Annotated in this window: 18 protein-coding genes; 14 read left to right on the forward strand and 4 right to left on the reverse strand. The window is 38.6% G+C overall.

All coding sequences use genetic code 11. The annotated features are described in order from the left end of the window. Positions 1 to 15: 15 nt before the first annotated feature. From ACXAE4_RS06375 to ACXAE4_RS06415, 9 genes are all read left to right on the forward strand, one after another. Complete coding sequence (locus tag ACXAE4_RS06375; RefSeq protein WP_028411494.1) at positions 16 to 474, forward strand: YpiF family protein; 459 nt, start codon at positions 16 to 18, stop codon at positions 472 to 474. A gap of 204 nt (positions 475 to 678) precedes the next feature. Then, complete coding sequence (locus tag ACXAE4_RS06380; RefSeq protein ID WP_013058993.1) at positions 679 to 1179, forward strand: QcrA and Rieske domain-containing protein; 501 nt, start codon at positions 679 to 681, stop codon at positions 1177 to 1179. Between the two features lie 3 nt (positions 1180 to 1182). Then, a complete protein-coding gene (gene qcrB, locus ACXAE4_RS06385) occupies positions 1183 to 1857 on the forward strand; it encodes a menaquinol-cytochrome c reductase cytochrome b subunit (RefSeq protein WP_013058992.1) in 675 nt (224 codons plus the stop codon). 110 nt (positions 1858 to 1967) lie between these two features. Then, entirely contained in the window at positions 1968 to 2735 is a 768-nt protein-coding gene (locus tag ACXAE4_RS06390; protein ID WP_475235675.1) for a c-type cytochrome, read from the forward strand. A 133-nt stretch (positions 2736 to 2868) separates the two neighbouring features. Continuing rightward, a complete protein-coding gene (lhaT, locus tag ACXAE4_RS06395; RefSeq protein WP_028411492.1) occupies positions 2869 to 3456 on the forward strand; it encodes a lipoprotein heptaprenylglyceryl N-acetyltransferase LhaT in 588 nt (195 codons plus the stop codon). A gap of 82 nt (positions 3457 to 3538) precedes the next feature. Then, positions 3539 to 3949 carry a YlbD family protein gene (ylbD, locus tag ACXAE4_RS06400; protein WP_033579755.1) on the forward strand — a complete coding sequence of 137 codons (411 nt, stop codon included), beginning with the start codon at positions 3539 to 3541 and terminating at the stop codon, positions 3947 to 3949. Between the two features lie 5 nt (positions 3950 to 3954). Beyond that, positions 3955 to 4191 carry a YlbE-like family protein gene (locus tag ACXAE4_RS06405; RefSeq protein WP_013058988.1) on the forward strand — a complete coding sequence of 79 codons (237 nt, stop codon included), beginning with the start codon at positions 3955 to 3957 and terminating at the stop codon, positions 4189 to 4191. Positions 4192 to 4290: 99 nt separating this feature from the next. Beyond that, on the forward strand, positions 4291 to 4677 hold the full coding sequence (locus ACXAE4_RS06410; RefSeq protein ID WP_033579756.1) for a carbohydrate-binding protein: 387 nt from the start codon (positions 4291 to 4293) through the stop codon (positions 4675 to 4677). Positions 4678 to 4777: 100 nt separating this feature from the next. After that, a complete protein-coding gene (locus ACXAE4_RS06415; protein ID WP_099331260.1) occupies positions 4778 to 5224 on the forward strand; it encodes a YlbF/YmcA family competence regulator in 447 nt (148 codons plus the stop codon). A gap of 5 nt (positions 5225 to 5229) precedes the next feature. Here ACXAE4_RS06415 and ACXAE4_RS06420 read toward each other — a convergent pair whose 3' ends face one another. Then, positions 5230 to 5544 (reverse strand): hypothetical protein, encoded by a 315-nt coding sequence (locus ACXAE4_RS06420; protein ID WP_033579757.1) that lies wholly within the window; start codon positions 5542 to 5544, stop codon positions 5230 to 5232. A 77-nt stretch (positions 5545 to 5621) separates the two neighbouring features. On the opposite strand from ACXAE4_RS06420, the gene ACXAE4_RS06425 reads away from it, so the two are divergent. Then, positions 5622 to 5897 carry a YlbG family protein gene (locus tag ACXAE4_RS06425; protein ID WP_013058985.1) on the forward strand — a complete coding sequence of 92 codons (276 nt, stop codon included), beginning with the start codon at positions 5622 to 5624 and terminating at the stop codon, positions 5895 to 5897. Positions 5898 to 5971: 74 nt separating this feature from the next. Here ACXAE4_RS06425 and ACXAE4_RS06430 read toward each other — a convergent pair whose 3' ends face one another. After that, positions 5972 to 6358, reverse strand: coding sequence for a DUF7147 family protein (locus ACXAE4_RS06430; protein ID WP_013084871.1), 387 nt, complete (start codon positions 6356 to 6358; stop codon positions 5972 to 5974). A gap of 589 nt (positions 6359 to 6947) precedes the next feature. On the opposite strand from ACXAE4_RS06430, the gene rsmD reads away from it, so the two are divergent. Further along, positions 6948 to 7517 carry a 16S rRNA (guanine(966)-N(2))-methyltransferase RsmD gene (rsmD, locus tag ACXAE4_RS06435; protein WP_099331259.1) on the forward strand — a complete coding sequence of 190 codons (570 nt, stop codon included), beginning with the start codon at positions 6948 to 6950 and terminating at the stop codon, positions 7515 to 7517. A 35-nt stretch (positions 7518 to 7552) separates the two neighbouring features. After that, entirely contained in the window at positions 7553 to 8047 is a 495-nt protein-coding gene (gene coaD / locus ACXAE4_RS06440; protein ID WP_013058982.1) for a pantetheine-phosphate adenylyltransferase, read from the forward strand. 58 nt (positions 8048 to 8105) lie between these two features. Here coaD and ylbJ read toward each other — a convergent pair whose 3' ends face one another. After that, positions 8106 to 9314: a sporulation integral membrane protein YlbJ gene (ylbJ, locus tag ACXAE4_RS06445; RefSeq protein WP_033579758.1), complete on the reverse strand. Its 1209-nt coding sequence runs from the start codon at positions 9312 to 9314 to the stop codon at positions 8106 to 8108. 466 nt (positions 9315 to 9780) lie between these two features. Between ylbJ and ACXAE4_RS06450 the strand changes: the two genes are divergently transcribed. After that, positions 9781 to 10578: a patatin-like phospholipase family protein gene (locus tag ACXAE4_RS06450; RefSeq protein WP_099331258.1), complete on the forward strand. Its 798-nt coding sequence runs from the start codon at positions 9781 to 9783 to the stop codon at positions 10576 to 10578. Then, positions 10568 to 11584 carry a SepM family pheromone-processing serine protease gene (locus ACXAE4_RS06455; RefSeq protein WP_028411485.1) on the forward strand — a complete coding sequence of 339 codons (1017 nt, stop codon included), beginning with the start codon at positions 10568 to 10570 and terminating at the stop codon, positions 11582 to 11584. The genes ACXAE4_RS06450 and ACXAE4_RS06455 overlap by 11 nt, the downstream gene beginning before the upstream one ends. A gap of 27 nt (positions 11585 to 11611) precedes the next feature. Here ACXAE4_RS06455 and ACXAE4_RS06460 read toward each other — a convergent pair whose 3' ends face one another. After that, the gene (locus ACXAE4_RS06460; RefSeq protein WP_154973124.1) at positions 11612 to 12811 is read right to left on the reverse strand and encodes a nucleotidyltransferase; all 1200 of its coding nucleotides are present in this window, start codon (positions 12809 to 12811) and stop codon (positions 11612 to 11614) included. Between the last annotated feature and the right edge of the window lie 9 nt (positions 12812 to 12820).

The following is a 12820-nucleotide window of genomic DNA, read 5'->3' on the forward strand; positions in this document are numbered from 1 at the left end:
GAGAGGAGAAGAAAGTTGAAGCTGCAGGCGAAGGAAATGGATGTGTATTTACAATCCAAAAGTTATGTTGATACTGTATTGGTTCCACTCATTCCTATTGATTTCGGAGAAGATTTAAAGCTTACTGCATCTATGAGTGAATATACGACTGCTCTTACTGAAGAGTTAGAGAGACAATTTAAAGGAAGAGTGATTTTAACACCTAGTTTTACATACTTAAAAAAAGATGGAGTAGCTGCTGTTTATGAAACATTACTTCGTTGGAATGAGCATATAAATGACAATGAAGTCAAACATCTTTTTGTGCTTACTAGCGACCGAGATTGGCTGCAGTATGAGAAAGAAATAGGGGCTCACTGCATTTGGATACCTGCTTTACCGCTTGAGCATATAGACGACTCGCATAAGTATACGCTCATACATGAACAAGTCCAACAGCTCCTGCCGATTTTTGTAGAGAAATGGAGTGTTTAAAAAGGCTGTAGAATAAGCAATGGAAGCGCAAACAAAATAATGACGAAAAATTTAGAAAAATAAAGATTATTTCCATGTTTTAGGTTTTTATTGTATTGACCTTCCAGAAATATTAATATATCATGATTATGTCCTAGTTTAATAGAATGGTCCATCATGTGTCCAAAATTCTCTGGACTGAACTTTTTTAAAGGGGGGAAAAGCATGGGTGATCGGGTATCAAGACGACAGTTTTTAAACTATACGCTCACTGGTGTAGGGGGATTTATGGCTGCTGGAATGTTAATGCCAATGGTGCGCTTTGCAGTAGATCCAATTTTGGAAAAAGAAGCGGGTCAGGATTTAGTAGCTGTAGCGCAGGTTAAAGACATTACAAAAGAGCCGAAACGTGTCGATTTTAAAATCAAGCAAGTGGATGCGTGGCATAAATCAGAAGAACCAAGATCGGCTTGGGTGTACAAAACTGATAAAGGTGAAATCGTCGCGCTGTCACCAATTTGTAAGCATTTAGGCTGTACGGTTAACTGGGCTGGTGACAAAAACTATCCACATCGTTTCTACTGCCCTTGTCATGGGGGAATGTATGAAAAAAGCGGTAAAAATGTACCGGGGACACCACCGATGGGACCGTTAGATGTATACGTTCAAAAGGTAAAAGGCGGTACGTTATATCTAGGAAAAGCCAAACCACAAGGAGGGGCATAGAAAATGTTGAATAAAATCTATGACTGGGTGGATGAACGGCTAGATATTACTCCTTTATGGCGAGATGTGGCCGATCATGAAGTGCCAGAACACGTAAATCCTGCACATCACTTTTCAGCATTTGTGTATTGTTTTGGTGGATTGACGTTTTTTGTTACCGTTATTCAAATTTTATCAGGCATGTTTTTGACCATGTATTATGTACCAGATATAAAAAATGCATGGGAATCCGTTTATTATCTGCAAAATGAAGTCGCTTTCGGACAAATTGTTCGAGGTATGCATCACTGGGGAGCAAGTTTGGTTATCGTCATGATGTTTTTACATACACTTCGTGTTTTCTTCCAAGGAGCATACAAAAAACCCCGCGAGTTAAACTGGATTGTGGGTGTGTTAATTTTCTTTGTTATGTTAGGTTTAGGTTTTACAGGTTATTTGTTGCCGTGGGATATGAAAGCGCTATTTGCAACGAAAGTAGGTTTGCAAATTGCTGAATCCACACCAATTATAGGCCAGCAAGTGAAGACATTACTCTCAGGACATCCAGACATCGTTGGTGCTCAAACACTAACTCGCTTTTTCGCCATTCACGTATTCTTTTTACCCGGAGCCCTGCTTGGCTTAATGGGTGCCCACTTCTTAATGATTCGTAAACAAGGAATTTCAGGACCACTATAAAAGTTTATACGCTTTATTCAATTAGTCAATCACACTAGTCATCATATGCATCAAGCACATACTCCGTTGTTAGTACTTTCACTAGAACAGTGAGAAAAAGGAGGGAGAACATGCATCGTGGTAAAGGGATGAAGTTTGTTGGAGATTCACGTGTTCCTGCAGAACGAAAACCCAATATTCCAAAAGATTACTCTGAATTTCCAGGGAAAACAGAAGCATTCTGGCCAAACTTTTTACTAAAAGAATGGATGGTAGGAGCAGTTTTTTTAATTGGTTATTTATGTTTAACCATCGCTCATCCATCTCCGCTTGAACGTATTGCCGATCCGACTGATACGGGGTACTTGCCTCTTCCCGACTGGTATTTTTTGTTCCTATATCAATTGCTTAAATATTCATTTGCTTCTGGTCCATATAATATTATAGGTGCATTTATTATTCCTGGGATTGCATTTGGCGCATTAATGCTTGCTCCTTTCATTGATTGCGGACCAGAAAGAAGACCGGCTAAGAGACCGTTTGCGACAGGATTCATGCTTCTGGCTATAGCAGCAGTCTTTTTCCTAACGTGGCAGTCAGCGACACAGGTAGATTGGAAAGCACGTGAAGAGCAAGGGAAAATTAGAGAAGAAGTAGCGATTGACAAAAATTCAGAAGGCTACAAAATTATGCAAAAGCAAACGTGCTTGACCTGTCATGGTGATAATTTACAGGGAGGCCCTGCGGCTCCGGCTTTAACAGGAATTGATTTATCTCCTGAAGAAATCGCCAATATCGCAAAAAATGGTAAAGGCAATATGCCAAAAGGTGTTTTCAAAGGTTCAGATAAAGAATTGAAAACGCTCTCGGAGTTTGTCGGAAACTTAGGAAAAGAATAATGAAAACCAGCCAAAAGGCTGGTTTTTTTGAATTTATTTAATGTTGTGGTTTATATCAATGAGATAGGTGCTTGCTATTGTCCAAAAACTGTACATAATAAAGAAGAGATTAAATGTAAAGGAGACTTTCTGAATGGCTTGGTTATGGTATACCTTAAAAGATAAGCGTTTTTTAACGCTTTTGCTGATTGTAAATATACTAGGAACAATCTACGGATATATTTGGTATGGGAGTCAATTAGCGGAAACACCTAAGAAGTTTTTATTATTTGTACCTGATAGTCCAACGGCAAGCTTGTTTTTTGTTATCGTACTTATCGGTCTTTTACTCGGAAAACATTTTTCACTATTTGAAGCTTTAGCCATGGTCACGCTGTTTAAATACGGGATTTGGGCCGTTATAATGAATGTATTGGTCTATGTGTTAACAGGATACATTGATTGGATGATGCTTATGTTAATGGCTTCTCATGCAGCAATGGCTTTTCAAGGGCTTTTATACGTACCGTTTTACCGGATTAAGTTATGGCATGTAGCGGTTGCCGCTGTATGGGCCGTACATAATGATATCATTGATTACGTTTTTTCTATGATGCCAAGATACAGCATGCTCAATGCGTATATGTCTGAAATTGGTTATTTTACATTTTGGCTAAGCATTTTATCTATTTTCATTACATACTGGTTCACAGTTCGTGCTTCTTCAAAAAAACAGCTATAAAAAATTTTTGAAATAGGCGCACGAAACGAGCTCTCTTTTTCTAAGATATAGTAGGCTATATTTAAGTATGAGGTGAGTGACTGTGAAGGAAACCAAACGAGAGCTTCATCCGTCCGTTGTGGAATTTAAACAATTTGTAAAATCACATCCCAAATTAGTAGAACAGGTTCGAAAGCAGCAAAAAACGTGGAAAGAGCTTTATGAAGATTGGTATTTATTCGGTGCAGAAGACCCAATGTGGGAGGCATATCGTTCAGAAGAAAGTGAAAAGGCTGAACCAGCTGCTGCCACAGAGGAGAAAAAAGATATTATGGGTACAATTGTATCCTCGCTAAAAAACATGGACTTGAATCAAATGCAAAATCATATCACAAATGTAAATTCCGCTATTTCGAATATTCAACAAGTACTGCAGCAATTTCAGCCATCTAAGCCATCCGGTGGAGGAGCAGCTTCCGGGCCAGGGAATCCATTTGGCTTTAGGAAAGATTAAACGCAATGAGAAAAGATATATACGAGTATATGCAGTCTCGTCCTAAACTCAACGACTTCGTTCGTGAACAGCCAATGTGGTACCGGCGTTTATCTAGGAATCCTGAAGAACTGGAGAAATTTGAATTAGAATCCAAACACTACTACAAACAAACCATTCCTCATAAAGTTGAAAAGTTTTCGAATTCGATTCAAATGGCAAACATGATGTTTCATATGTTTCAATCCATGAAAAATCAATGATCTCTGCATACATAGCGATGCAGAGATTTTTGCACGTCATGAGTAAAAATAAAGAGTTTGTAAACACTATGGAGAAACGAATGATAAAGGAATGGTATTATGCGCTTACTATTAACGACGGCCTTATGTGTAGTTTCTCTGCTAGGATGCAACCATGATAAACCAAAACCTGAGACTAAAACTTCCTCTCAACCGCGGGCGGCTGAAACGTTTGGTGCAATGAATACAAAACCTTCACTGATGGTACACCAGCATGTGAAAGGACAGAACGTATACGTCGAATGTATTCTAAGCGGGTTTTCATTTTCAACAGAGAGTGGATTCCTTCAAATCACAGTAGATGGAAAACCATTTAAAGAAATGAAGCAAGCAGCCTTTGTTTTAAGTGATCTTCCAAAAGGATCTCATACTGTTACGATTGAACTGATGAAATCTAAAGAAGAAAGTTATCAAGTGAGGAATACCTTTACGGTTGAAATTATATAGTTAAAAAGTAGAACTTGTAGTAAATCAGTGTAATCTGTTTTAGCAAGTTCTTTTTCTTTAGATCCAAAACGTGATAAGATAAAAACGGAGGTGCACAGCCATGCTGACAACAATGAGAACTGTTGAATTACTCGACGAGTCTGATCAGGTAGCGAACATGGTGTTACAATCAGACGTAGCCGAGAACTATCGTCAATGTTTATATAGATTAAATAAAGATTCACATGCACAGGCATTAATTGCTCAATTTGTGAAAATAAAGGAACAGTATGAGGATGTTCAGCGATTTGGAAAATATCATCCTGACTATAAAACCATTACGAGACAAGTACGTGATGTAAAGCGTCAAGTTGATTTACATGCGACAATCGCTGCGTTCAAAAAAGCAGAAAATGAATTGCAAAAACTGCTTGATGAAATTAGCGTTATCCTTGGTCAAGCTGTTTCAGAGCATGTTAAAGTACCGACGGGAAATCCGTTTTTTGATACGGGAAGCAGCTGCGGCGGTGGCTGCGGATCTGGTGGAAGCTGCGGGTGCAGCGCATAAGCCGTTCACTGTATAAATCGAACGCAATCAGCACAGGAATTTCCGCAGCAGGCCATTTTACGCTGTGGAACGTAAAACCTGTGCTGATAGACATAAGTAAGATGCTGACTTCTGACAAAACTTGAGCGCCACGTAGCATTTGTATTGGATGTAGCAAAAATAGATGAAGCTTCTAGAAGCTCATCTATTTTTCTACGCTCAATTGATGTGTTTATATACAAAAAGGGTATATTTGTGATTTTTTTGAAAATGACTTGTTCAATAGCTCTGTGCTCGTTAAAATGAGTAAGAAAGAGCATCCAGATATCATCTAAATTCATACATAAAGCACCTACTTCATATAAAAGAATTTATGATAAAGAAAACCAATATAACGTATGCAAAAGGGGAACTAAATATGTTTGTTGAACGTCAAGGAATTGTGGCGTATGTGCATTCTGTTAAGCAAGCAAAAGCATTGCGAAAGTACGGAAATGTACATTACGTATCTAAAGAATTAAAGTATGTTGTCTTATATTGCAACCAAGATGGCATTGAAAAAACAATCCATAAACTTCAGTCTCTACCTTTTGTGAAGAAAGTAGATCCTTCTTATCGGCCGTTTTTAAAAACAGAATTCGAAAATTCAAAGCCGGATAAAGCGAAGGAATATGACTATAAGATAGGAATTTAAACAAAAAAGGAATGTAATGTACATTCCTTTTTTTATTTTACTTGGCCTTAGCAAACGAATAGGCAGGGATGAGGTTATTGCATTGGCGGAATAAAGCGGTTCATTCGCAAAATGCCAATAAGGTGCTGATAGTATAGTGCTGTTTCTGGAAAGGTAGTAGATGGTTTGACATCGAGTACCACAATTTCTTTTCCCGCTTCCTCAGCTGCTCGTTTAAATAACTCAACGCGCTTGCTGTCGTTTTGTTTTAAAACAATTCCTTCTCGGCAAACGTAAAGCGGTTGGAAATTCCCTTCAGCTGTTGGATGCAAGACAGCGACAAAAGAAGCTACTTGTCGATCTTCTTTTACTGTTCGCAGCATAATAAGATGGGCAAGACGATGTTTGTTGCTTTTGACAATCTCTAACAGCTCATAAATATCTGAATACCCTTCTCCGAGCTCAATAAAACGCTGAATCATATGTATTTCCCCCTCTATGTATTAAAAAAGCAAACTCACGTAGTTTAATGTATCACTGAATATTTTAGGAGTAAATAAAAAAATCCCTACAACTACTCATTGTAGGGCCCTTCAATAAAGGGGTGTAATCACCTCTGCGATTACAAGCACCTTGATGAAGGCAAAGGGAGAGGAGAAACCGGAGGAAGAACTTATGGGGAAACGTAAGTCTTCTCCGCGGTTGGCAACAACATCGGTTAGATGATGTTGTTACTAGTCAGTATGTCCGTTTTAAACGTTCATATACCTGTCTCGTGAAATTCACTTTTTAAAATATAAAAGACTGATAACATGACAGAGAAAAAGGGTAAATTTACGTTTATGATGACATATTAAAGTAAAGGAAATCTTTTATGAACGAAATGCCGAATGATCTGCATAGGTGTATCTAAGGAGACGGTCGTAAAAGTCCAGCATAAAAGCAAGCTGCTGGGTTATTGCACAGAATGCATACAGCATTGAATAAATTGAGGATTTTTGCTAGTCTTTGTAATTCAAAATATGTTAGGATAATGAAGAATAAGGAAGTAAAAGTAAGGTAGTGATAAGGATGAGAGTAGTAGCAGGTTTATATAAAGGCCATGCGTTAAAGGCGGTTCCAGGATACTCAACCCGCCCTACAACAGATAAGGTGAAAGAAGCTATTTTTAATATGATTGGACCGTTTTTTGAAGGTGGAACAGCTCTTGATTTGTTCGGTGGAAGCGGTGGCTTGGGAATTGAAGCTCTAAGTCGAGGAATAGATAAAGTCATTTTTGTGGATCGGGATGGCAAAGCGATTCAGACGATTAAAGCAAACTTAGCATCCTGCCGGTTAGAAGACCGCGCTGAAGTGTATCGAAATGATGCAGAGCGTGCACTGAAAGCGATAAAGAAAAGGGAGCTGACTGTCGATTTACTTTTGCTTGACCCACCGTATAAAGCACAAAAGTTGAAAGCGCTTATCGAAACGGTAAGTGAAGAAAACCTTCTGACAAAAACAGGAATTATTGTAGCGGAGCATTCTCATGATGTACATTTAGATAATGAGATTGGTTTATTTGAAAAAATAAAAAGCGAAACGTACGGTATCATTGGTGTTTCTATTTATACATACAAGAAAGAAGAATCAGTTGAATAAATCAATGAGCTGTTAGATGTAGAAAGGGGATACGTATGGGCAGTATAGCTGTTTGTCCAGGAAGCTTTGATCCAGTTACGAATGGACATTTTGATATTATTAAACGAGGCGCAAATGTATTTGATACGATTTATGTGGTTGTTTTAAATAACTCCTCAAAAAGTCCTCTATTTACAGGGGAAGAGCGAGTAGCTTTGCTGAAAGAAGTAACAAAATCACTTCCTAATGTGGTAGTAGAGTCGTACAGCGGATTATTAATGGAGTATGCAAAAGAAAAGCAGGCAAAGACCATTTTAAGAGGTTTGCGTGCAGTATCAGATTTTGAGTACGAAATGCAAATCACATCTGTAAATCGCGTATTAGATAAAGAAATCGAAACGTTATTTATGATGACAAATAATCAATACTCGTTTTTAAGTTCTAGTATTGTAAAAGAGGTAGCTAAATATGGCGGGAATATTTCTGAATTAGTTCCTCCCCCTGTTAGAGAAGCGCTTGCAGAAAAATTTGAACAGCTGTCTCAAAAATAAGATAAAAAAGAACGTGACGTTTTCTTTGCCGATAAGAAAACGTCACGTTCTTTTTTTACTAGGAACGATGAAGAAACGCTCGTTTTGAATATAGATAAATATAGCAGCACAGCGTAAAAATCGTTAGGAGCGGGCCGTACACGTTTAGCCACTGCGATAGAATCGTAACGGACTCCAAGTGAGAAAAAACCGGCAGTGCTCCTTCAGATGCTTGAAAAGTAGTAATGGATTCCCGAAGAGGACCCCATAGAAAGATAGTGAATACTACCGCAAAACAGCCGTGAAAAATTCGGGCAATAAAAAACGGGAAAAATCGAATATCTGTTTCGGCGAGTATGCTAGCTACTTGTGCTTGAACAGAGAAACCGCTAAAGCCTAATACAAAGCTAACGATGATAATTTGATGAAACAGCAGCGTGTCCGGTGCTTCGCTTGCTAGGCGGCTTCCTAACGTAATTTCAAAAAGCCCCGAAATAAAGGGAAGGCTCAGCTCAGTCCCTATATGACAAAGGGAAAATAAATAAGCTAGACCGCTGCTTAAAACGGCCGTGATATGAGTCACATATAAAAGTTTGTTTAATACAGAAAATAAAATGATAAAACCGCCAATCATTAAGAGAGATTGAACTGCAGAAGTAACCGCATCTCCTAAAAGCTTCCCGATAGGACGCTTATCTTTTAATCGCGTTTTATGCATTTCGTGAAAAGCTAACGATAAAGAAGGTTTTTGAATTACTTGTCCTTTAGGTTTTGCTGATCCATAAAACCGCATCACCAGTCCTACACAAATATTCCCTATGTAATGAGAGAGAGCTAATATGATACCGACAGCTGGATTGTGAAAAAAGCCAACTGCCACAGCTCCAAAAATAAAAATAGGGTTAGATGAGTTAGTAAATGATACGAGCCTTTCAGCTTCAATAGCTGTTAGCTGTTTTTCTTGGCGCAGCCGGGAAGTGATTTTTGCACCTGAAGGAAACCCAGAAGCCATGCCCATTGCTAAAGCAAAACCCCCTACTCCAGGTACTCGGAATAAAGGCCTCATAAACGGCTCTAATAAGATTCCAATGAACTTCACTACGCCAAACCCAATAAGCATTTCTGAAACAATAAAAAAGGGCAGCAGAGAAGGAAAGACGACCTTCCACCATGTGTTGAGACCTCTTACTGAACCTTCTAGCGCTTCTTTTGGATATACAATAAGCGCAATAGCGAGAAGCGTTACGCTCGTCCCGAGCAGAAGTGTTTTCACCATCGATTTATTCAACGAACGATTCATCTCCTTTTCTAAGCTCACGTCATTTTGATACGAATGAAATGAGGAGTTTTAGGCAAATGTACAAGTTCTTCTATATATCAATATACGAAGCTATGCATCGACTTTATGCCTATGAGTAAGGAGAAAATAAATTCATACTGAATAAAAAGGCGTCTTGTCACATTTGGAAATACAATTCATATACATAAATCAATGCACTTCTAGGATAGTCAAGGAGTAAAAAAACGTATACGCAGCAAGCGAAGAGTAAGAATTTCTTAAAACAACCTTCAGTATAGTATAATGCTTAATAACCACCGTGGATTGAGCAAAACATATCTTTAGCTTCATACTAAATGAACAAATAGAAAATGAAGAATAGTCCTACCGAAGACAGGGCAACAATGATAGAGAAGCTCATCAAATGTTTTTACATTTTTAGAAGTCTATAAGGTAAAACGAGGGGGCAGGTAAAGTGGAAAGCCCAAAAATAGGAGTTGCGTTAGGCTCAGGTGGAGCTAGAGGTTTTGCACATTTAGGAGTAATCAAAACGCTAACAGAAAATAACATTCCTATTGATTTTCTAGCTGGCAGCAGCATGGGAGCTTTAGTTGGTGCACTATATGCGTCGGGTATTGAACTGACAACTCTTTATAAAATGGCGCTAACGTTCAAACGAAAGTATTATTTGGATTTTACCGTGCCCAAAATGGGATTTATTACAGGCAACAGAGTAAAATCGTTGGTTCGCACCTTTACGCAAAATAGAACCATTGAACAGCTATCTATACCGTTTGCCATTGTAGCGACAGATTTGAAAACAGGCGAGAAAGTGGTGTTTAAAAAAGGACCTATCGCTGAAGCGGTGAGAGCAAGTATTTCAATTCCAGGAATCTTTGCTCCCGAAGTAATTGATGGGCGATTGCTTGTAGACGGCGGGGTAGTGGACCGTATTCCTGTATCGGTTGTAAAAGAGATGGGATCTGATATTGTCATTGGAGTCGATGTATCAAAAGCGAAAGTGAATGCAGAAATCAGCTCCATTTTTGATGTCATTATGCAAAGTTTAGATATTTTGCAAGATGAGCTAGTAGCTCACCGAACTATTGCTTCAGACGTTATGATTCGTCCTAATCTCGATACTTTTAGTTCCAGAGCATTTACAAACATTCAAGAAATGATGTCAATTGGTGAACAAGCAGCACATGAGCAGTTGCCTTCTATTCTACAAGCAATTGATCATTGGAAGGAGAACAAAAAAAGTGAAATCTAGAATTAGAATTTTGGTATATTTGGCTGTTATTGCAGTGGTGGCAATGCTTTGTTTTTATCCATTGCCGTACTACATTACAAAGCCTGGAATGGCAGAAGAACTTGCGCCTATTATTAAGGTAGAAGATGGATACCATGAAAAAGGGACGTTTATGCTTACAACTGTAAGAATGGGCAGAGCAACTCCTCTTTCATATGGTCTTGCGAAAATACAGGACTTTCATGAAATTTTCCCTACAAAGCAAATTTTGCAGCAGGGTGAAAGCGATGAAGATTACTCGACAAGGCAATTACATATGATGGATACGTCAAAAAATGCCGCTATTTCAGTAGCATATGAAGCAGCTGGAAAGAGCGTTTCCTACCACAATAAAGGCGTATATGTTACATATGTTGTAGAAAATATGCCTGCACATGGAAAACTTCATGTTGGAGATGTCGTGACAAAAGTAGATGAGAAAAAAATTCAAACTGCTGAGGACTTAATCAACTACGTATCGACTAAAAAAGCAGGAGATTCAGTATCAATTTATGTAAAAAGAGATGGCAAAGAAAGCAAACATACTCTAAAAGTTAAAGCATTTCCTGACGAGCCGAAACGAGTAGGCCTAGGAATTGCCTTAGAAACGAACCAAGAATTAAAAGTCAAGCCCGATATACATATTGATACTGAAAAAATAGGGGGGCCTTCAGCGGGACTGATGTTCTCACTTGAAATCTATAATCAGCTTGTTAAAGAAGACATGACAAAAGGCCACCGCGTTGCAGGTACAGGGACTATCAATGATAAAGGAGAGGTAGGACCAATCGGAGGTATTTCACAAAAGATTGTAGCCGCAGATAAAGAAGGAGCAGAGATTTTCTTTGCACCAAATGAAAAAGGGGCTGCTGGCTCTAACTACCGAGAAGCAGTGAAGACAGCCAAAAAAATAAACAGTGATATGAAAATTGTACCCGTAGATTCATTTTCGGATGCCGTAACCTATTTAGAAAAGCTGAAACCATAAAAAAATCGTCTCTTGCAGACGATTTTTTTATGGCCAAATGATAGGAGGCTGCGTATATTCTTGTTTCATAAACTGAGAGCGCAGAGGCTCCTGAAACGGCATACTATAAACATGTGTCGCTTTAATATCGGTATCAATTTCTTTTAGTTTACATTGCGATACAGTGGATACAATAGGAAGGGACAGCTTTTTCTTAATTGTTTTTAAATAGGCTTGTCCGGTCTTTGACATTCCCAATAAGCGAATATAAGGATCAGCTTGTTGCATCTCACTTTTTGTTGTATTGGTTAAAAGGTGAACGCACATGCGCTGTAAACGGGTTCTCGTATATCGCTTCGTTTTAACATTTGTTAAAAAATCTTCAAATGAAGTAGATGAAGAAATATAAGATAGCAGTCGATGTTCAATACCTTCTTCTATTTCATAAATACGCTGTAAGTCATAAAGTGGAGTAGTTAATAATTTGTATTTCAAAAATGGGAAATAGTGCTCCCAATGATGAAACTGTCCGTGTGCTTGTTTGTAAGCTGCTAATTCGTTTGCTGTACTAACTGGCATATGCTTGCCCAGGTCCCCATGGCTGCTGCTGTCAAAAATAGCTTTACGTATGCTTGTAGCGCTTGAAATAAAAGAGGAAGACAGGGAATCATCGTGATAATGTGATTGAATTCGAGTGATTGTATATGGTTTAATAGATGCATGCTGTTTTTTTATGGCAGCTACATAGCTCATTCCAAGCACATTATTTGGCTGAGATAGATCAATAGGAGCCTCCGTGAAAAGCTGTAAGAAAGCATTGGAAGCTGATTTTGGATAACTGTTTCCTTTTTTCATCTCTTGTTGAATTAAGGCAGATAGTTCTGATTCATGAGCTTCGAGCAAATCAGCGGTGCGGGTAAATGAGTCAATATTGCCATTTTCGCTGCCAAAGCATACAAAGTCAGCGTGAAGGGATTCCAAAATAGAAATAGCGCCGCTTGCGAATGTTTCAGCTTTTTGAGTAGAAAAAGCATAGGGTAATTCAACGACTAAGTCTGCACCAGCGGCTAAAGCCATTCTTGTGCGGGACCATTTCGATACTAGAGCAGGCTCTCCGCGCTGCAAAAAGTGCCCGCTCATCACAGCAATCACACAATCTGCTCCGGTTTGTTGTTTGGCTTGCTGCAAATGATAAGCGTGTCCGTTATGAAAAGGATTATATTCGACAATTATTCCAACTGCTTGCATAATGTCTCC

The sequence above is a fragment of the Priestia sp. ABM2_011 genome, assembly GCF_056158845.1.